Annotated in this window: 20 protein-coding genes and 1 pseudogene; 4 read left to right on the top strand and 17 right to left on the bottom strand. The window is 34.7% G+C overall.

The window, feature by feature from the left end:
* The first annotated feature begins 33 nt into the window (after window positions 1-33).
* Window positions 34-843, top strand: coding sequence for an acyl-CoA thioesterase (locus M1D64_RS01225; protein WP_480977533.1), 810 nt, complete (start codon window positions 34-36; stop codon window positions 841-843).
* 22 nt (window positions 844-865) lie between these two features.
* Window positions 866-1372: a cupin domain-containing protein gene (locus M1D64_RS01220; RefSeq protein ID WP_041079451.1), complete on the top strand. Its 507-nt coding sequence runs from the start codon at window positions 866-868 to the stop codon at window positions 1370-1372.
* Between the two features lie 83 nt (window positions 1373-1455).
* Here M1D64_RS01220 and M1D64_RS01215 read toward each other — a convergent pair whose 3' ends face one another.
* The 17 genes and pseudogenes from M1D64_RS01215 to M1D64_RS01135 form a co-directional block, all read right to left on the bottom strand.
* Window positions 1456-2814 carry a PTS ascorbate transporter subunit IIC gene (locus M1D64_RS01215; protein ID WP_002482194.1) on the bottom strand — a complete coding sequence of 453 codons (1359 nt, stop codon included), beginning with the start codon at window positions 2812-2814 and terminating at the stop codon, window positions 1456-1458.
* A gap of 23 nt (window positions 2815-2837) precedes the next feature.
* Entirely contained in the window at window positions 2838-3122 is a 285-nt protein-coding gene (locus tag M1D64_RS01210) for a PTS sugar transporter subunit IIB (protein WP_037537550.1), read from the bottom strand.
* Between the two features lie 5 nt (window positions 3123-3127).
* Window positions 3128-3568 carry a PTS sugar transporter subunit IIA gene (locus tag M1D64_RS01205; RefSeq protein ID WP_002482192.1) on the bottom strand — a complete coding sequence of 147 codons (441 nt, stop codon included), beginning with the start codon at window positions 3566-3568 and terminating at the stop codon, window positions 3128-3130.
* Window positions 3569-3582: 14 nt separating this feature from the next.
* On the bottom strand, window positions 3583-5526 hold the full coding sequence (locus M1D64_RS01200; RefSeq protein WP_069821637.1) for a BglG family transcription antiterminator: 1944 nt from the start codon (window positions 5524-5526) through the stop codon (window positions 3583-3585).
* A gap of 342 nt (window positions 5527-5868) precedes the next feature.
* Window positions 5869-6600 (bottom strand): amino acid ABC transporter ATP-binding protein, encoded by a 732-nt coding sequence (locus M1D64_RS01195; RefSeq protein WP_002482190.1) that lies wholly within the window; start codon window positions 6598-6600, stop codon window positions 5869-5871.
* On the bottom strand, window positions 6597-7316 hold the full coding sequence (locus M1D64_RS01190; protein WP_041079455.1) for an amino acid ABC transporter permease: 720 nt from the start codon (window positions 7314-7316) through the stop codon (window positions 6597-6599). Before M1D64_RS01190 ends, M1D64_RS01195 begins: the two co-directional genes overlap by 4 nt.
* Window positions 7300-8094, bottom strand: coding sequence for an amino acid ABC transporter substrate-binding protein (locus M1D64_RS01185; protein WP_011302232.1), 795 nt, complete (start codon window positions 8092-8094; stop codon window positions 7300-7302). Before M1D64_RS01185 ends, M1D64_RS01190 begins: the two co-directional genes overlap by 17 nt.
* A 233-nt stretch (window positions 8095-8327) precedes the next feature.
* Window positions 8328-8654 (bottom strand): PTS lactose/cellobiose transporter subunit IIA, encoded by a 327-nt coding sequence (locus M1D64_RS01180; RefSeq protein WP_002482187.1) that lies wholly within the window; start codon window positions 8652-8654, stop codon window positions 8328-8330.
* Between the two features lie 10 nt (window positions 8655-8664).
* Window positions 8665-8985 (bottom strand): PTS sugar transporter subunit IIB, encoded by a 321-nt coding sequence (locus tag M1D64_RS01175; RefSeq protein WP_002482186.1) that lies wholly within the window; start codon window positions 8983-8985, stop codon window positions 8665-8667.
* 37 nt (window positions 8986-9022) lie between these two features.
* Complete coding sequence (locus M1D64_RS01170) at window positions 9023-9919, bottom strand: DUF7916 family protein (RefSeq protein WP_041079457.1); 897 nt, start codon at window positions 9917-9919, stop codon at window positions 9023-9025.
* Between the two features lie 18 nt (window positions 9920-9937).
* A complete protein-coding gene (locus M1D64_RS01165) occupies window positions 9938-11254 on the bottom strand; it encodes a PTS sugar transporter subunit IIC (protein WP_002482184.1) in 1317 nt (438 codons plus the stop codon).
* 10 nt (window positions 11255-11264) lie between these two features.
* Complete coding sequence (locus tag M1D64_RS01160) at window positions 11265-12395, bottom strand: zinc-dependent alcohol dehydrogenase family protein (protein ID WP_002482183.1); 1131 nt, start codon at window positions 12393-12395, stop codon at window positions 11265-11267.
* A 55-nt stretch (window positions 12396-12450) separates the two neighbouring features.
* Window positions 12451-13299, bottom strand: coding sequence for an AhlS family quorum-quenching N-acyl homoserine lactonase (gene ahlS / locus M1D64_RS01155; protein ID WP_115338342.1), 849 nt, complete (start codon window positions 13297-13299; stop codon window positions 12451-12453).
* Between the two features lie 245 nt (window positions 13300-13544).
* Entirely contained in the window at window positions 13545-14291 is a 747-nt protein-coding gene (nagB, locus tag M1D64_RS01150) for a glucosamine-6-phosphate deaminase (RefSeq protein WP_181875524.1), read from the bottom strand.
* Between the two features lie 51 nt (window positions 14292-14342).
* Window positions 14343-15878, bottom strand: a pseudogene (locus M1D64_RS01145) (PTS transporter subunit EIIC).
* A 455-nt stretch (window positions 15879-16333) separates the two neighbouring features.
* Complete coding sequence (gene argF / locus M1D64_RS01140) at window positions 16334-17401, bottom strand: ornithine carbamoyltransferase (protein ID WP_175268005.1); 1068 nt, start codon at window positions 17399-17401, stop codon at window positions 16334-16336.
* A gap of 595 nt (window positions 17402-17996) precedes the next feature.
* Entirely contained in the window at window positions 17997-19250 is a 1254-nt protein-coding gene (locus tag M1D64_RS01135; protein WP_115338340.1) for an MFS transporter, read from the bottom strand.
* Between the two features lie 392 nt (window positions 19251-19642).
* On the opposite strand from M1D64_RS01135, the gene M1D64_RS01130 reads away from it, so the two are divergent.
* The gene (locus M1D64_RS01130) at window positions 19643-21232 is read left to right on the top strand and encodes an L-lactate permease (protein ID WP_194379098.1); all 1590 of its coding nucleotides are present in this window, start codon (window positions 19643-19645) and stop codon (window positions 21230-21232) included.
* Between the two features lie 241 nt (window positions 21233-21473).
* Complete coding sequence (locus M1D64_RS01125) at window positions 21474-22133, top strand: glyoxalase/bleomycin resistance/dioxygenase family protein (protein ID WP_037537545.1); 660 nt, start codon at window positions 21474-21476, stop codon at window positions 22131-22133.
* Window positions 22134-22211 lie beyond the last annotated feature (78 nt).

The following is a 22211-nucleotide window of genomic DNA, read 5'->3' as shown; positions in this document are numbered from 1 at the left end:
TTACATGAGCTTAAATAATTGGAGGAATTGATAATGTCATCTAAACATAATTTTGATAAAGCCACAGAACTCACAATACAATCCTCAGGTGTTTATCGTGGGCAAACATCTGAGTCTTACGCCAATATGGTTGGACCTTTTGGTGGTGTCATTGCTTCTACATTATTACGTGCTGTATTAGATCATGATGAAAGATTAGGAGATCCTATTTCATTAACAATCAACTATGCTGCCCCAGTAGCGAATGACGACTTTAAAATCGTTGCCACACCGAGCAGAACCAATCGCTCAACACAACATTGGTATATTGAACTTACACAAAATGAACAAATCATAATTACTGGTACTGCAGTTACAGCAAACAGACGTGATACATGGTCTTCTACAGAGTTATCCTTTCCAGACGTTCCAAATCCAGATCAAATTGAACCAACACCTTTAGATAGTGCACCGCCATGGGCACAAAATTATGAAATTAGAATGATTAAAGGCGCACCACTTGCAATAGCGACAACGGATTATCCTGATTCAATTACCTTACAATGGATACGAGATAACCCTAACAGAGACTTAGATTTTTTATCTCTAGCTGCAATTTGTGATGCTTTTTTCCCAAGAATTTATGTACGTCGCAAAGAACTCGTCCCAATAGGCACCATCTCACTGACAATTTATTTCCATGCCGACGCAGAAACACTCTTAGCCAACGGAAGCCGCTCAGTACTTGGACATACACGTGCACTTAAATTCTTTAATGGCTATTTCGATCAAACTGGTGAAATATGGAGTCAGGACCATAATTTATTAGCAACCACAAGTCAAATCGTATATTATAAATCATAATAATTAAGGGGTGAATGAATAGATGAAACCTATGTCAGACATCACTGTATCCACTTTATGTTTCATAGATGATGGGACAATACCGAATAATCCCACCTTACCTGTTTTGATTTATCACCATGTATTAGGTTCACATGAACATTTGGAAAAAACCATTACCTCTAATCAATGGGGCAATACTTGGACTGGTGGTGTATTTTCGTATCATCATTATCACAGTAACGCGCATGAAACACTCTTAGCGATCAGAGGAGAGGCCAACTTGCTTATTGGCGGGCGCAAGGGTTCAACAATTAACGTCACAGCTGGCGATGTGCTAATATTACCGGCTGGTACTGGGCACAAATTATTAAATGCCAGTCATGACTTTATCGTAATGGGTGCATATCCTAACGGTCAGTCTTTCGACATTTGTACTGGAGATAAAAATAACAGAACGCAAGATATCATGAATATCGAAAATGTGCCATTACCTGAAACAGACCCACTATGGGGTGAACAAGGCCCATTACTATTGCATTGGCATTAAATGATGACAAAATAAGCGCCCAAAGCAACTATTACTGCATTGGGCGCTTAATCTATTTCATTTTGAAGTGATTGTGTTGTTATTTATTGCTCTTTTACTTCTTTAGCATCTGTTCTTTTTTGTAAAATAATGGCGAATGCAGCTACAACGATCACTAAAATAATGATACCGATTAATCCAAGGAACTTCGCAACATTACCAAAAACAATACCTACGACTAAGAAATCCGTATCTGAGAATGTTGTTGCCGCGCCCCCTAAGTCTCCTAAAAATGGTAAGAATAACAATGGTAAGAACGTGATTAAGATACCATTCAATGCGGAGCCAGCTACAGCACCTTTAATACCACCTCTTGCATTACCAAAGACGCCTGCGGTAGCACCGAGGAAGAAGTGAGCGACAACGCCAGGAAGTATAACCACTCCTCCGAATAAGAATAAGACAAACATGCCAATGACGCCTACAATAAAGCTAACAAAAAATCCAATGAGTACAGCATTTTGTGCATATGGGAAGACAATCGGACAGTCTAATGCAGGTTTCGTATTGGGTACGAGTTTTTCTGAAATACCTTTAAATGCTGGCACAATTTCAGCTAAGATTAAACGTACCCCTGTCAAAATGATAAACACACCCGCAGCGAACGTGACACCTTGTATGAGAGAAAATACAATAAAGTTCTGACCGTTACTAATTTCACTATGTACATAGTGTGGCCCTGCAAACAGTGCAGCTACAAAATATAATAAGGTCATCGTTAACGAAATACTAATCGTACTTTCTCTTAAAAAACTTAACCCTTTTGGGAAATTAATTTCTTCTGTTGATTTTGATTTACCTTTAAATAGCTTTCCTACTTCACCTGCTGCCCAATAACTTATCGTACCAAAGTGTCCTAAAGCAACTTGGTTATTACCCGTTATTTTTTTCATTGTTGGATGCGCTAATGCAGGTAGTATCGCCATAATCAGCCCTAAAATAATCGCACCGATGACAACAGTTAGCGTTCCAGTAATATGACCGACTGATAATAATATAGCTAAAAAAGCAGCCATATAAAATGTATGATGACCCGTTAAAAATATATATTTCAAATTAGTAATACGCGCTATGATGATATTAACTATCATGCCAAACACCATAATTAATGCAGCTGTTGTTCCATACTGTTCCAATGCTATTGAAATAATTGCTTCATTGTTGGGCACGACACCTTGCACGCCAAACGCGTGTTGAAATATTTTCCCAAATGGTTCAAGTGATTGCGTTACTACATTCGCCCCAGCACTTAATACTAAAAATCCCAGTATCGTTTTGATCGTACCTGAAGTGATATCTGTTGCTGATTTTTTCTGCATGATCAATCCTATAAATGCGATTAAAGCAACTAGTATTGCAGGTTGGCTTAAAATATCAACGATAAAGTCTAAAATCGGTTTCATTTTATTACCTCCTTAGGCGTTATTTATAAAAGATTCAACTCACTTAATTTTTCACTTAATTTATTTTGAAGTTCTTCTTTATCTAAAATATTATCTAATACAATGACGTCGCCTAAATTTTTAGTATTTTCTTCTAAATCTCTCCCACAAATGAATAAGTCTGCCATATCAGGGCTTGCACTCATTACATCGCTGTGTTCTACTTTTATATCAGATGGTGCATTTAAATTTTTCAAAGCTTCCTGAGCATTCATTTCTACCATAAAGCTACTACCTAACCCGTGACCACATACAACTAAGATTTTCATTTTCATCATTCTCCTTTAAATATATTTAATATGTCCTTAACTTCTTGTGCTTTCAATAATTGATTGACCACTTCTTGATCCCCTAGCGTTGTTGCCAAATGCCTTAGGATCTCAAGATGTCCTTCATTGTCTACTGCACTAAGTACAAATATAAGTGACGCATAGTGACCTTCTTCTGAAAAATTAATGTGTTGATTTAATTTCAGTAAACTCAGTCCTATCTTGTTTACTTCATCATTGGGTCTCGCATGTGCAATTGCGATTTCTGGCGCAATAACAATGTACGGTCCTAATTTCTTTACACTGTCAATCATTGATGTAATATAACTTTGTTCAAAGTAATCTTGGTTTAATAATGGTTGCGCAGCTAAAGCAATGCCTTGTTCCCAATTATCAACCTGTTCCTTTATTTGAACTTTGTCAGCTGACAGAATTTCTAAACTCATTTAAAAGCACCTCCTTATTCCTGACTTACCTTACTAATAGCTTGCATTATTGCTTGTAAATCTCCAGAAAACATGGTTGCTCTATATGTCTCATCCATGATTAACTCGCTAAACTGACGTAACGCATTTAAATGTATTTGAGGATGTTCTGTTGCTAATGTAATTATTATAAAAACAGGATCATACCCATCGTGCGAAAAATGAATACCTTCTTTATAATGTATAAGACTAAAGCCTACCGATTGTTTAACATGTTCATGTTGAGCGTGAATGAGTGCAATATGAGGACTAACCACCATATAAGGTCCAAACGTGTCTAACTGCTTGATAATATCTGTAGCATAAGCTGGTTCCACTACACCATCCTCGACAAGTAGTGCCACACTCTGCTTGATTGCTTCATCTCTATTTCGCGATGCTTGCTGTGTTTTAACTCTGGATTGTGGCAAGACTTGTTCTAACGTTGGACCTAATCCACGCAACTGAATTACATATTTTTCTCTAGATTGATTGATTATTCTATTTAACTGCTCCCGATCATGTTTATCTAAAAATGGAGAAACCTGAATAACTGGGACGACAGTTTCCTTAAAAGGCACCGTAGAGATAATGTAATCGACCCCTTCATGTTTCAATATCGTTTCATCCACTTCATATATTGAATAGGCATCCATAATTTCTAACTCTGGGTAAATGTGCCTTATTTTACTTTTTAATAATTGTGACGTTCCAATACCCGATCCACATAGTAATACGACTTTAATTTTATTTGTCTTAATCGTTGATATTCTTTCAATAGCAGATGCAAAATGTAATATCATATAGGTCAATTCGTCATTGTTAAATACAATTTGATAATTTTCCTCAATGATCCAAACATGCTTTTTAATTTCATCTATTAATTGAGGATATTGGCTTATAATTTCATCTTTCAATGGATTTTCGTGTGTCATATCAAATTTCAATCTATGAATTGCTGGTCTCAAATGTACAATTAAGCCATTGCGTAATTTAATATCTGTCACCAAATCAAGTCCTAGCGCGCCACTCATACGTTCAATCAATTGCTCCGTCAGAAGTTCTAACGTATCAATTTCTTCATTTAACTGATTCTTTTCTGAAGTTTTAGCTCCGAGTAAATGCAATGTTATGAATGCCGCTTCACTTTTTGGAAAATGAATCTGGAAATTGCCTTCAAGCCTTTCTTGAATTTGTAGCGCAATTTGAAACTGCTCTGTTTCCTTCAATTTCAAATATGCATCATCTGGAATTTTAAAAATAAAATCTTCATTTATTCGATGCATCGCGATGAGTATATGATAAATCAAACCGTCTATTGCACTTTGTACTAATTGATAATTTTTATTTCTCAGCACAGTTGTAACACTTGAACGAATGCGCTCTAATTCATGATTTGAAAATAAGTCATGCCCCATCTCATGCGTATACATTTTAAAATATTCACGCACCATTTCTGCGTAAGCTTTGCGATATGCATTTTCTGGGCCTTGAATGACAAATCCTTTATTTTTCTTATACTCAAGCCTTAAGTCATGCTGCTCTAACCAATTTTGAACGCTTTTCAAATCTTCCACAATCGTTCGTCTTGAAACAGATACGGTGGTCGCAAGCACTTGTGATGATGTCGGCGTATTGGCTTCAAGTAATTTTAACGTTATATATAACAAGCGCTCTTCTTTTGCATAATGTATTGTATGCGTTGTCGATTTAGGTGCAAAGCGCTTTAACTGTTCTGGTGTTGTGGTTATTTTGACCCCCTCTTGCTTAGTCCTTTGAATATTTAAACCTAGGTTACTTGCCATATCTTCAATGTATTCAAGATCGTACTGTATCGTTCTTTCTGTAACATTAAAGTGCGTTGCTAAATGATGAATTTGCACAAAAGTTTCACATTCAAGTATGAACGTTAAAATATGATACTGTCGCTTACTTAACATATTAGCAACCTCCTCGCCTCTTTATTGTAAACGCTTTCTAAAGATAATAGATGTGTAATCTCTTTCGTCTTTAAATGCGAAAAGTTGCACATCAAATAAAAAATCATTATATTTTTAAATTATAAAGTTCAAAGTGCATATATGATATCGTTTTATAAAAAAAAGCCCGGACATAACTAAATGTCTCGGACTCACCTTATTTAGGCAATCATATATTCTATTGAAAATACATCGCTATCACTTTTTAAAATGCTATTCTTCAGACTGCCTAATCATCCTTGTCAGTATATATAACAAGGCAATCGTTTTATCATAATACTTTCGCTAAATTTTCTTTCAACATTAAACTTCACGAATCATATTTAAAAATCTTTGTAGTTCAGCGCTTTGTGGATGATTAAAGATTTGCTCTGGAGGCCCAGATTCTCCAATTACACCATCATGTATAAATACAATCTTGTTAGATACTTCTTTAGCAAATCGCATTTCATGCGTCACGATAATCATTGTCATACCTTCATTAGCTAGGTCCTTGATGACACGAAGCACATCATTAACGAGTTCTGGATCTAACGCAGACGTAGGTTCATCAAACAGCATTACTTTTGGATTCATGGCTAAAGCTCGAGCAATTGCTACACGTTGCTGTTGCCCTCCAGATAAAGCATTCGGTCTTTGATCTTTTACAGCAGTTAAATCTACTTTTTCCAATAAAGCTAATGCTTGTTGCTTTGCTTCATCTTTTTTCGTTTTTTTAACAGTAATGAGACCTTCCATTACATTTTCTAATGCCGTTTTATGTGGGAATAAGTTATAACTTTGAAATACCATGCCCGACTGTTTACGGACTTTTATCTGTGATTTCTTATCTGCATTGCTATAAGTCTCTCCATTAACATACACAGCACCTTCTGTAGGCAACTCTAAAGCATTAATCATTCTCAACAAAGTCGTCTTACCTGAACCTGATCGTCCAATAAATGTCACAACTTCTCCTTGATTAACGTTTAAATCAATCCCTTTGATAACTTCTTTATCATCAAATGATTTTTTTATATTTTTTAATTCAATCATGAGCGATACCCTCTTTCAAGATAAGATTCATAGAAGTTTTGTGCAATTGAAATGATAAAGCAAACCACCCAGTACATAAGTGCTACAAGTAGATAAATAGTTAAATACTCATATGTCGTCGAAGCGACTTCTTGTGCTTTTCTAAACATCTCAGCTACTAATATAAATCCTAAAAGTGATGTATCTTTAATTAAACTTAAAAATGTATTACCTAATGCTGGTACGGATACTCTAATCGCTTGTGGCAAGATAATACGTTGAATCGTTTGTCGATAATTCATACCGATTGAATAGGCCGCTTCTGTTTGACCCTTAGGTATAGACATAATACCTCCACGAATAATTTCAGAAGCATATGCCCCTACATTTAATGATAAACCAATAATTGCTGCGATAACTGGTGCTAACGTCCATTGATTTTCAGAGTTATTTGTCAATAATCTGCCGAGTTCAGGGATCCCGTAAAAGATAATGAATAATTGTACAATCATCGGTGTGCCTCGGATGATTGAAATATAAAAACGAGCAATCCCTCTTAAAATACGGCTTGTTGAAATGCGCATTAACGCAGTGAGTAACGCAATCACTAAACCTAACACAAAGGTTACTAATGTAATAGGTATAGAAAATTTCACTAATCCTTCAAGCATCGGTGCAAATGCTTGACCAGCTGCGTCTAGTGCATGTTGCTGTTCAGTATTAAGATTTAGAAACATCTTCGCCGAACCATTTTTTACTTATTTTTGCTAATTCACCATTATCTTTTAATTTTTTCATTGCTTTATTTACTTTTTCAATTGTTGCATCGTCTTCTTTTTTACTAAATGTTAATGCAGATTGACTCTTCTCAGCATTACCTTCAATAATTTTCACATCTGCATTAGGTTTTTGTTTTTTATAATCTAAGTATGAAATATTGTCATTAAATGTACCTTCAACTCTATTAGATTGTAATAAATCCATAGCCTGATTGAAGCCATCTACTTTCGTTAATTCTGCACCTTTAGATTTAGCCAATTTACCATAATTTGAAGTAAACGTTTGAGCCAATTTCTTACCTTTAACATCGTCAAATGATTTTATATCTTTGTTGTTTTTGTTAACGACTAATACTGCTTCTGAATACGTATATGGTTCTGAGAATTTATATTTTTCTTTACGTTCATCATTAATACCTACTTGGTTCGCTATCACATTAAATCTACCAGAGTCTAATCCAGCAAACATAGAATCCCATTGTGTTTCTTTAAATTTAACTTTGTAACCCATTTCTTTAGCTACTGCTTTCATTACATCAATATCATAACCTGTTAGTTTATCTTGTTTATCATGATATGAGAAAGGTGCATAGGTCCCTTCCGTACCTACAACAAATGTTTTATTTTCACTTGCAGTTTTATTTTTGTTATCATTGTCTTTTTTGTCAGAAGTACCACAAGCTGCGAGTCCCACAACTAAAAGTAACGTCAGTATACCTAATAATATTTTTTTCATTTCGCGCCCTCTATTCTTATTATTCTTATCGGAATAAAAATATTCTATGCCTAACCCTTCATTAAGTCAATAACTTTTTTATCCAAACATACATTTATTTTTTAATTCCAATTAATTAACATATAACACAATTAAGTTGATTCCCTTGTTTACTCCTTTTTTTACAATAATGAACAAAAAAGTACATCTTCAAATCTTTTGAAAATGTACTTTTTCAATGATACTTAATATATTTATGCTTTCGAATCCATCTTTTTATATAAATCGATCATTTCTGCTGCCATTTCTTTGAACGTAATAGCTGTCATTAAATGGTCCTGACTGTGAATGGTTAACAGCGACATTTTTATCTCATCACCTTGCGCTTCTTTGGTTAACATATTTGTTTGAATATGATGTGCCTCTAATAATGAAACTTCTGCAAGTTTTAATTTCTTTTCAGCTTCTTCAAAAGCATTTTTCTTTGCCGCATAGATGGCTTCCATTGCATGACTTTTGGCGTCACCACTGTATGCAATAAGTGACATGGCAAACTCTAAACTATTTTCCGCTTCTGACATTGAACCACCTCTATTTTGTCATCAATTGTTCAGCTGTATTTAATACATTTTCTCCATTCATCGTTCCATAATCTCTCATTTCAATGACCGCTACAGGTATGTCTTTCTCAGAGCATTTTTTAGTATATTCATCTTTTTTAAAGCGAACTTGTGGTCCTAGTAGCAATACATCTATATTGTCACTTTCAATTTTTTGATCTGCTTCTGAAGTGGAAACGGCAAAAATATCTCTATCAAGCTTTTGCTTTTCAGCTTCTTTTTGCATTTTTTGTACCAACATACTTGTACTCATTCCCGCTGCACATACCAACATGATTGTTTTTTCTGCCATAAAAAATTCCTCCTGATTAAAAGCGTAGTTTCATCATTTAACGTTGAATCGATCTAGCTATCATGGATACTGTATGTCTTTCCCCTCTGATTGCCTTACTTAATTCAAAAATATTATTGACTGGTGCAAGACCGCAATAACCAGCATCACCAATGTGTTGAATATCAACACCACAGATTTTATTACGTATCGCAAAATCCCTAATGGTACTTGGATCAGAACTTTCTTGGCTTGTTCCTATTGCAGACATAACTAAACCTTCACGACGGTGTACTGCTTTAACAATATTTTTCAATTGTTCCTCATCAAATCCTGGTACCGTGCCAATTGATGGTACAAGAATAATATCTGCCCCAGCGTCTATAAATTGATCTACATACGTTTCCGTTATTACAGGTTCATCTACACCAGCGCTATGCATTTTCCCCGCTATAATAAGTCCTGTAAAATGCTTTCGTGTCTCTGAAATAGCGTTGACAATTTTATCATTCGTTACACCTGTCCCAGGATTCCCTGTCATACATATAAAATTAATACCTAATTTTTCTAATGCCTTTACCGTTTTCGAACTTGCTTGTCGACCTTCTACAATATTTAGTTTTTCTTCTGACATCGTTGCGGTTTCATCTACTGGTTCTAAATTGACACCAATCGGTCTACAAACAAGACGTCTCAATTCATTGATAACCTGTTTATCTTCATCTACATTAACAACTTTAGGATCAAAGGCATCTAAACCATTTAATAAAATTAAATCTGCGCCAAATGCACGAGCAAGTTCAGCATTTGTAATATCTGGAATGACTGGAGTACGTGTGACCACATTTTCAGATAATACAACACGACCATCGCTTGCTTTAATACTTTGTTTTAATTCTGTGGCTGTCATTTCAACGATTTCAGATGCATTCGCACTTAATAATCTTTTTACCATGAGACAAATCCCCTTTGTTTAGATTTCTTTTGTTTCATCTGCTTCTTTTTGCTCTAGTTGCAAATTATATTTTTCCATCGTTCTGTAAAATGGATAATACAATAAGATATCAACAATGATACAAACCATTTGTACCAATGAACCACTAACATGACCCGTAGCTAAAAACCCACTAATAATAGGTGGGATTGTCCAAGGCATCGCAGTACCATTAGTTAAATGAACAAGCCCGCTTGCCATGGAAAAATAAGTAATCGTCGCATTGATCATCGGCGCCAATATAAAGGGTACAATCAGCCTAACATTGAGAACGACTGGCAAACCAAACAAGGTCGGTTCATTAATATTAAAAATACCAGGCATCAATGTCAGTGGTGCCATTGTTTTCGTAATTTTACTAGAACGCTTTTTAAAGGCTAAAATGGCAATGACAATCACTAAGCCAATGGTTGACCCACCGCCCCCCATAAATACAAAATTATCTATAAAAGGTTGCGTGATGATATGTGGCAAATCGCCATGAGGATTAGCTTGATATGCAATACGGTTTTCATCTATGTTCTTAAGCCATATTGGCTGCATAACCGCATTTACTACATTTGCACCATGAATACCTACAAACCAAAAGGCACTATTTAGTCCTACTAATATAATCGTACCTATTAAAGTACCTCCCATTAAACTTAATGGCACACCTAATGTATTAACAATAAGGTCATGTATGTTTCCAAAAGGAAGGTTATCTAATGCTATATAGATTATAAGCCACAATAAAATAATGACAGCTCCAGGTATTAATGCGCTAAAGCTTTTCGCTACTGCAGGTGGAACTTGATCGGGCATTTTAATCCTTATATTTCTATTAATAAACCATTGAAATATCAATCCGGAAAAGATCCCTATAATTAATGCTACAAAAAGTCCCTGACTTCCCATATACATTTGAGGTATAGCTTCTTCTGGTGTTTTGCCACCAGTCATAACATTAGGTGTTACAACTAAAAATGCAGCCATGGAAATAATTCCTGCTGAAACACCATCCGTATCATACTGTCGAGCAATACTATGTGCCACACCAAAACTTGCAACTAATCCCATCAATCCAAATGTACCATTTACTGCTTTCATTAAATAGGGTTGTATGCCTTGTGCTTCCAACCATTCAATCCATCCCGGTATGGCTATACCACTAATGACAAGAAATAGTGATCCAATGATAATCAATGGCATCGCAACGATAATACCATCTCTCAATGAAATTAAAATTTTATTCGATCCCAATTTAGACGCGACTGGTAACAAATACTTTTCTAATGTGTCATTAAAACGACTCATATGAACACCCCTAATCCATTTTCACTACTAAACGTGCCGCTTCACCTCGCGCCAAGCGGTCAAACCCTTCATTAATATGTTCTAAAGGTAATGTATCTGTTAAAAGTTCATTTACTGGTAAACGACCTTGATGATATAAGTTGATGAAACGTGGTATATCACGGTCAGGAACACAACTTCCCACATATGAACCTTTTATCGTACGCTCTTCAGCAGCGAGCGTTACTTGTGGAAATGAAAATTGGTGTTTGGGATCCGGTAAACCTGTTGTCGTTGTCATTCCACCTCGACGTGTGATTTGATATGCGACATCCATGGCAGGTACTACGCCCGCCGTTTCAAAAGCATAATCCACACCACCTTGCGTATATTGTTTAATATCTTCTATTGTATGTGCTTCACCTGAATTAAATACTGCTGTTGCTCCAAGTGATTTAGCCAATGCAAATTTTTCTTCATTAATATCTAGTGCAATAATTTCACTTGCACCTGCGAGGCGTGCACCAAGAATTGCGTTAAGACCAATGCCACCAAGCCCAACAACCGCAACAGTACTCCCTGCATTAATGCGAGCTGTATTAATGACTGCACCTATGCCCGTAATGACTGCACAACCAAAAATCGCCACCTTTTCAAATGGAATCTTTTTATCTACTTTGACAATTGAATTTGTAGATACCACTGCATAATCTGCAAAACCTGATACACCTAAATGATGATGCATTACCTCATCACGGTCAGATTCATAACGAAAGCCACCTTCTAACATTTCTCCTTTTTCATTTGCCGCTGCACCATTTTCACATAAGGCAGGTCTGCCTTCACGACACGGAATACAATGTCCACAACTTGGTATAAATGTACATACGATATGATCACCCACTTCAAATTCCGAAACGTTTTCACCTACTTCGATAATTTCTCCAGCTGCTTCATGCCCTAACACCATTGGCATTGGACGTGGTCTACTGCCATTAATTACAGATAAATCAGAGTGACACAAACCCACTGCGCCTATTTTTATAAGTACTTCATTTGATTGAGGCCCTTGAAGTTCTAAAGTTTCTATTGTTAAAGGATGACTTTCTGTATATGGTGCATCTTTACCCATCTCACGCAATACTGCCGCTCTTGTTTTCATAACATACACTCCTCATTCACTGTAGTGATTTAAAGATACTTTGATAAAATAGCAATTATTCATAATAACCTTCCGTTGATTTTCTAAATCCTTCGAATTGTTCTCCATCATGTCCAAACCAAATTTGAGCATTTTTTTCTTTTGCTAATCTTTGAATTTTCTCCACAGATTTCGACCATCCAATAGAATCATATAAAATACCTGGTGGCTTCAATGTATCTTCTATACTTTCCTTGGTGTATATTGCGTCCGATGCTAATATAATCGTTCCTAATTCAGCACTCTCAATCTCTAGACCAATGATGCCCCATGCATGACCACTACCATAATTTAAAATTCGAACCCCATCTACTAGTTTCAAATTATCTTCTTCTTTTTTAATCGTTCTCCATTTCAGATTATTTTTCACCCAAGCATCTATATCTGCCCAAATATAAGCCCCTTCTTGTTGGTTTCGTGCATATGTTTTCATTGCACCACTTAATTCATCATCATGGACAATTATAGTTGCATTCGTAAAATATTCTAAACACCCTGCATGATCCAAATGTAAATGTGAAGCAATAACAAAATCGACTTTTTTAGGATCTACATTAATTTGCTCGAGTCTATTAGGTAAATGACAAGCTTCATCAGCAAAGTACGGAAAAGCTTTTTGTGTTGCACTTATCCATCTCCCACTATCTCCCATAGCGTTCGGATTACAAGCTGTATCAAAAAGGATTTTAGCATCTGGGTGATCTATAAACACAGTATATATAGGGAATTCATGCATCTCGTTATTGGCGTTAGGGTCATCTAATGTTGCTTGATTGGAATTAGCAATCATCAAATTCTTATCCATCTTCATGCGTCCGTTATCCAAAACATAGACTTTCATACGTTCTTTTTTCACATTAACCATAACTACACACCCCTTTTAAAATTGTATAATTACATTATAATTGCAAACGTTTACAAAAATCAATTTTTAAATTATTATTTCATTTAAGATTTATACTTTATGTATTTCATTAAAAACGATACAGACTCATTTTTGATTCATTAAAAATAGTATTTAATTATTACAAGACATAAAAATGCGCCCTCCAAAGTTGTCATTTTTAGAATGTCTACTTTGAAGGACGCATATGATTATTTATATCTCACTTACAATGTTCCATCTTCTATGAGTGAAGTAAAAATTTCATCATCAATAATAACTTCTACATTAGGATGTTTGTGCAAAATAGAAGCTGGCAATGCTTCTGACACTTCGCCTTCTAACAAAGCTTTTATTGCTTGCAGTTTATTTTTACCAAATGCTAACAATATGATCCGTTTTGCTTTCATAATAGACGACAATCCCATAGAAATCGCTTGCTTAGGTACGTCTTCTATATTTTCAAAATGTTGACTATTCGCATTAATGGTTGAAGGTGTTAAATCAACAACTCTCGTTACACTTTCAAAAGATGAATATGGCTCATTGAAGCCAATATGCCCATTTTCACCAATGCCTAATATTTGGATATCAGCTGAACCGATTTCACCTAAACGCTGTTCATAAAGTTCACTTTCTAATTCAATATTAGGCGCATCACCTACAGGCAAATAAATATTTTTATTATTCCATGTTTGATTATGATTAAATAAGTGCGCATTCATATAAACATGATAGCTTTGATTATGTTCTGCAGATAAACCTACATATTCATCTAAATTAAACGTTACGACATTGGATAGATCTATTTGATTCACATTTAATAACGCTGCTAATGTTTTATAAACTTCGATCATGGTATTACCAGTGGCTAAACCTAATACAGCATTAGGTTTGGAGATAACCTGTTTCAGTATTTCTGTTGCTACGTATTGGCTTCCAATCGTACGATTTTTTAAGTTGATTACATTCATCATCTCACCAAAACTTTCTTTAATCTTTTAATCATCCTCTAATTGAATACCTTACTTATCATTTTCTAAAAGTTCTTCTACTTCGTTTTTAATGGTAGTAACATGTGGCCCATAGATAACTTGTACACCGTTCCCTTTTTGAATCACGCCACGTGCTTCTGTAGAAGTTAGCATTGTTTTATCGACAGCTTTATCACTGTTTAACGTTACTCTCAATCTAGTTGCACAACAATCAACGACATCGATATTTTCTTTTTCACCCAGCGCTTGAATAATCATTTTAGCACGATCAGTTGCTTCAACTGTTTCTGTTACACCTTCGTCTTCACGACCAGGCGTTTTAAAATTAAATTTCGTAATGAGGTATCTAAATATGACGTAATATAGCACAAACCAAACGATGCCAATTGGAATGACCCATAAGAAATTCGTCTTTTCATTACCTTGTAGTACACCAAACAATAAATAATCAATGAAACCGCCACTAAATGTTTGTCCCACAGTGATATTGAAAATGTCAGCCATCATAAATGCTAGTCCATCTGAAACGGCATGGATTACGTATAGCATTGGTGCAACAAATAAGAAACTGAATTCTAAAGGCTCTGTAATACCTGTTAAGAACGATGTTAATGCTGCAGATAACATTAAACCATCGACTACTTTTTTACGTTCAGGCTTCGCCGTGTGATAAATTGCTAATGCTGAACCGCAAAGTCCAAACATCATTGTGATAAATCTTCCAGACATATAACGTGAAACACCTGAGAAATATTTAGTTACATCAGGATCACCTAGCTGTGCAAAAATATATTTTGCGTTCCTTGAACCATGTGCCCTTTAACTTCTAAAGAACCTCCCAGTGCGGTTTGCCAAAACGGTAAGTAGAAAATATGATGCAAACCAAATGGTCCTAATAACCTCAATATAAAACCAAAGAAAAACGTACCAATAACCCCTGTTTTATCTACTAGACCACCGACACCAAATATCCATCCTTGTACCGTTGGCCAAATAAAGAACATAACCACACCTAGCACTATTGAAGAAACTGCAATGATGATAGGTACAAAGCGTGACCCACCGAAGAAACCTAAATACGCAGGCAGTGATATTTTATGAAATTTATTATGTAACAAAGCTGTCATAATACCGGTGATAATACCTCCAAATACACCTGTTTCTACAGTTTGTATTCCCAATACCATACTTTGACCTTCTTCTGCCAAGTTGCCTTTCGCCAATGTATCTGTGATCGTCAACAAACCATTCATTGATGCATTCATAATTAAAAACCCAAGCATTGCTGCTAGACCAGCCGTGCCTTTTATCACTTTTTGCTAAACCTAATACCACACCCACCGCGAAAATAACCGGTAAATTTTGAAAAACGATATTTCCTGCTGCTGACATTAAAATAAATATATTTTGCAAGAGCGCAATATCCAATACTGGATAGGCTTTGATTGTATTCGGATTACTCAACGCACCACCAATACCTAACAATAAACCAGCTGCTGGTAAAATAGCTATTGGTAACATAAATGATTTCCCAAATTGTTGTGCTTTTTCAAACAACTTACTCATATGCTATAACCTCCTAATTAACATCAATATACAGTCAAAGAAAATATTAATCAATACAATAGAACAATATGAAAAATATTTTCATAAAGTGTTATCATTATCTATTATATGCATCTATTAAGTTATCCAGATGTTGTCCAAATTCATTTTAGATATATACTTTTAACTTCCTTCATTTCAACGAAAGTCACACCTTAATTTCATTTTTAAATTTGAAGATAAAAAAACAACCAACAAATTAAATTTGTTGATTGTTTACAAGTAGAAACGTCGATCTATTTCATAATAAAATGCTAACACTATCTATGCATTAAATTAAGTGGGCCTTGACATGTTCAATTCAGTCATCTACTGACTAATCGTAGGAAAAGAGTGTAAGACATTTCTTTTTGTCCCAGGCTCCATCCTTTTTATAGTAGCATTACAAAATCTCTTCATAATACTTAACATCTAATTTAAAAAATATCACCCAGTGTTACAGCCATAATTGCTTTAATAGAGTGTAATCTATTTTCTGATTGGTCAAAAATGACAGCATGTTCACCTTTAAATACGTCATCTGAAATTTCCATTTCAGTTAAGCCGTACGTTTCGTAAATTTGTTGTCCTACTTGTGTATTTACATCATGAAATGCAGGTAAGCAATGTAATACGATAACATCTGGATTCATTGTGTTGATCAGCATCTCTTTGTTCACTTGATAAGGTAATAATTGATTGATACGCGGTTCTAATACCGATTGATCTTCACCCATTGAAAACCAAACATCTGTGTATATTGCATCTGTTTGATAGATCGCTTGTTGAATATCATCTGTAATCAATATATCGCTCGATGATTCAGCAGCATATTTTTGTGCCATAACTTGAATATCTTCATCCGGTTGTAACGCTTTTGGTGCGGCTACATGTATGTTCACACCTAAAATTGCACCCGTAATAAGTAAATCATGAGCTACGTTATTTCTAGCATCACCGACATAAGTCAATGTTTTACCTTGTAATGTCCCCCAGTGTTCTTTTAATGTGAAAAAATCTGCAATCATTTGAGTTGGGTGCCATTCATTAGTGAGCCCATTCCATACTGGTACACCTGCATTTTTAGCAAGTGCTTCTACATCTTTCTGATGATGACCTCTAAATTCAATACCATCATACATTCTACCTAGAACTTTGGCAGTATCTTCTGCGGATTCTTTAACTCCTAAATGAATATCACCTTGCCCAAAGTATTCAGGATAAGCGCCTAAATCATATGCTGCTACACTAAATGCTGAACGCGTTCTAGTAGAAGGTTTTTCAAATAAGAATGCCAAATTTTTCCCTTTTAAATACGGGTGTGGAATACCACGCTTTTTCTTTTCTTTTAATTCACCAGTAAAATCAATTAAAGTATGTAACTCATCTGCTGAAAAATCACATGTCTTCAAAAAGTCTTTACCCTTGAATAATGCTAGCTTGTTTAATGCTGTTGTGTACGCCCCATTTTCATCACTCCAATGTTTTATAAGATTTATATACATAATAAAGGTATTTAAATGATATTTCAAGTATATTTATACTAAAAAATGAATATTATTTAATTTTATGTACATTGACAGCTTTTTCCAATTTTAAAAAAAGTTAAAGTCTCTTAAACAATAACGTCGAAAATCTCGTCATTTAAGCATTGAAAATATCTGAAAATAAACAGTTGTGAACTTTAAATTTCAAGTTATGCGTTACATATCTTTTATTATCAAAATGGTTGTATATTGGGAATGTAATCATTTATCTCACGGAGGTGAATTATTATGTTTAAAGATATTGTAGCTGTAATTAAACAAATCGTAGCACAATTTGTTTCAGGCGGTTTCCAAGAAAAATAAAGCCTTCATTTCCACTCCACTTCAAAAAATTCCATAATCACCCTTTTAATCAGAAATGAATTTTCGAATCAGTCGTTGATCGTCAATTTCATTCAAAGTCTATGAGATACCCCCTTATATTTCATAGGCTTTTTTATAAATTTCGTTATATTTCAATATCTATTCAATTTATTTAATTATTACCTATGAAAAAAGACCATGACATCTATAGATATCACGGCCTTCTTCATTATATGTTATCCATCGTATTTTAAGTTGCTTCTTTTTCGTTCAAAATACCACGCTCTTCTGGTGTTTTTAAAAAACGAGTCATAATCGCACTTGCTACATAAAGTCCAAATATAAGATACATCATACCTTGTACGCCAATACTATCGTAGAATAAAGCGACTAATCCAGGTCCAGCAAATACACACAAACCTGCTCCTAAGTTCAATATAGCCATTGCCGGACCTTTATCACCATCATGCACTAGTGAAGGCACAAGTGCTGATATAGGAACGAATCCAGCTAAACACATTCCCCATAAAAATCCTACTGTTCCGATAATGAACACATTCCCTGTAAATATTTCAGGTATAAAATACAAGCCTAAAGTAAATACAGCACAACCAACGCCTCCGATATAAGATATTGTATTTTTCCAACCAATCTTGTCGCTTAATGCGCCAAATATAAGATTGAAAATAATATTTGCAATAAAAATCGTACCCCAAATATTTAACCACGTCGTCGTTGCGATACCTTTCGTAGATAAATATATTGGAAGGAACAACGGAAATGCATATTGTGCAGCTTGATTAATAATTCTTACAATACAAGCAACCGCTACGCGAGGTTCTCGTTTTAAAATTGTAATACCAGCGCCCATCTCTTTCAAATGGTTTTTAAAACCATTCCCTTTATTCTCTATTTCAAATTTATCACGATTTACAAATACTGCTAAAAATGTTCCAACAATCACCCATAAAATCGCAGTCCATAAGGTGAATATATGACCAAATATTTGAATCGCCATCGAAGAATAAAATGAACCCAGTACACTCAAACCTCCTGTAAATACAAACCAAAACCATCCTACTGCTGCACCTAAACGTTTCTGTGGAGAACGATATGCTACCCAAACTAAAAATGAATAGGCAAATAATGGATACCCAAAACCTCTAATCGCATACGATGGTATCATTAGTCCATAATTCATGGATGGAAGTGCTAAGCCTACAAATATCATGTGACCAATAATATACAATAGCGTTCCCAATAACATTACTTTTCGTGGACCAATAATCTCTACTAATACACCTGAAAACCAAGATCCAATAGCAATCGTTACACCATAACAAGTAGTTAATATAGCAGTTTGATGTACAGATAGGCCATGATCATGTAAGTATGGACTAATCCAGGCTAGCTCCAAGCCATCCCCCATCATAAAAATGAGTACACCAATATATCCCCATAATAGTGTCGGTGGCATGCCCATTTTAGCTAACTTTTTATTCATTCATAACACCCCTATATCTATAAATTTTCATTCCTATGTTATTTCAAATAATATGCGCTTTCTTTAAAACCCTATGCATTCATTTATTCCAATCAAAAGAAAACGCTTTCATTTATTTCTATTATCTTATTTCATTTTTTCTATTATCGCAAATTTATTTTCGTTTCTTTTCGTTTCTTTGTTTTAATTACTATTAAAAACTGTGTTTACAATTTTAAATTTCCTACAAACGTTTTCACTCTTAAAGTATGTTTTTAAAAATAAATGTCATTTTTAAATGAAATAATTTATTTGTTGGAATTTGAATTTTTACATGAATGCGTTTACAATGAATAATATTTAATCATCATATGACTAGATGATTGTTATTTTTACTTAGGGGGATTTTTTAAATGATGTTATTTGTTGCTTTTAGTGCTGTCATTGTGCCTTTTATTTTTTTAGTATTACTACGTATGTCTGCACTAAAGGGTATGATCATTAGTGCGTTCATTGTCACATTCTTGGGCATCTTTGTTTGGGGAATGCAAGGGCATGTCATATTGGCCTCACTGCTTCAAGGTACTCATAAAACTCTTACCATTCTCTATATTTTATTTGGTGCGCTTGTGTTACTTAATACTTTGCGACAAACTGGTGCAGTCACACGTATTAATGAAGGATTCAAAAAAATATCAGGAGATATGCGTGTTCAAGTTATTATTGTGGCTTTTTTATTTGGCTCATTGATTGAAGGTGCATCTGGATTTGGCACACCTGCAATGGTCACAGCACCACTCATGGTAGCACTAGGTTTCAGACCGATGATAGCTGTTGTTACCGCTTTGATTGCTGATAGCCTTGCTGTTTCATTTGGTGCCGTGGGAACACCTGTATTAGTCGGTTTAAGTACATTAAATGACGCAGATAGTTCACTGTTTCAAGCTACAGCTGAACGTATTACAACATTAGATTTACTAAGTGGTATTTTTATACCTATTATATTAATTGCTACTTTGATTATTTTCTTTAGCAAAACAAACAAACTCAAATCTATTGTTGAAATGATTCCATGGCTAGCCTGTATTGGTTTCATCTATGTCGCTTCTTCATTTGCCTATGCCTTTCTATTCGGTCCTGAATTCGTTGCAATTCTCGGTTCACTCACAGGACTTATCGTAGCCGTAGTCACAGCAAGTAAAGGTTGGCTACTCCCTAAAAATGAATGGAAAGACGGTTTTGATGACAGTTATACACCCACAAAATCAGAACATGACATGCCATTATTAACTGCTTGGGCACCCTATTTAATGGTCGTTATATTATTATTACTGACAAGAACTGTACCACTGATTAAAGATTTCACTACACAAGTGTTAGATTTATCTTGGAATCAAATTCTGGGCTTTGAAACAATTTCATCTGATTGGGAATTTCTTTATTCACCAGGCACTATCTTACTGCTTTCTGCTTTATTCGCCATCCTAATACAGAGAAAATCGTTCAAAGATCTATCGCAAGCAAGCGTAGAATCGCTAAATACGATTAAAACCACTGGAATAACATTAGTAGCTACACTTGTGATGGTGCATGTGTTTATCAATTCTGGAATCAATACAAGTGATTTAATCAGCATGCCAGAATATATTGCTGAGAATATGTCTAAATACTTAGGACCTATTTGGCTATTCGTAGCACCTTTCTTAGGCGCATTAGGCTCCTTTATTACAGGAAGTGCAACCGTTTCTACATTGACATTTTCACCTATTCAATTAAATATTGCTCAATCCATTGGCGCAGAACCTTATACCGTCTTGGCTGCACAAATTATTGGTGCAGCAGCTGGTAACATGATTTGCGTACACAATGTCGTAGCTGTATGTGCTGTAGTGAATATGCCAGGAAAAGAAGGCAGTGTAATTAGAAAAACACTCGGCCCAGCATTACTATACTGTCTCTTAGTTGGTTTAAGTGCTTATATCATTACCTCAATATTCTTTTAATCTATAAATGTATTTTTAAAAGGACTAAACCCTTACTGTTGGGCTTAGTCCTTTTATTTAACTTCATAAATACTTTATTATAATTTAATAATTACTTTTGATGATAATTTAGAATCTGCAGAAATTTCAAAACATTTAGGTTATATAAATTCTTAATATTATCATCTTTATTATTATTTTGATAAAGTACTATTAAAATACTTTTTAAAATATGGTTACTACGTGGGGATGGGATATACATATGAAATTTGAAAGTATAACGTTATGTACTTCAGAATTAGAAGAAACGCTACAATTTTATGAGGAAACTTTGGAATGTCCTGTAGAAGTTATTAATCAAGATACTTTCATTGTTCAAATTGGTGAAACACAATTGCAATTTTGTAGGTCTGAAGAAGTTGTTCAACCTTATTATCACTTTGCAATTGATATTCCATACAATCATTTTTATGACATGAAAGAGCATTATCAAAATATATTATTTTTATTGATGGAAGACGGGCACCATACAACTTATTTTGAATCATTTGTCGCACACGCTGTATACTTTAATGATCCATCTGGAAACATCGTGGAATTGATTGCAAGAGTATCCAACATTACAGATGAACCTGAATTTTCTAGAATCAGTGAAATCGGCTTTGTATGTAATGAGACAAATGCTATTTACCAAGCTTTATCGGATTATAAAATCGAAACATTTGAACACGCTCATTTTGAACCTTATGCGTTAAACTTTCTAGGCGATACATCCGATGAAAGCTATATACTACTCACACCTGAAGATAGACGCTGGTCATTTTCTGAGAAACATTCCATTGCGTATCCAATTGATATTAAGACGGAAACATTCCACTTATCGTATGATACGCGTCATCAATGGCACTTAAAGCCATCTTAAATTATTCAAAAATAGTAAATATAAACGTGGAACAGAAATCCAATTTTCTCTAAAATTTAAATTTTTGTTCCACTATTT

The organism is Staphylococcus sp. Z5-21 (genome assembly GCF_056529615.1).
Note: the sequence above shows the minus strand (reverse complement) of the source record. Positions and strands in the feature narration are given on the sequence as shown.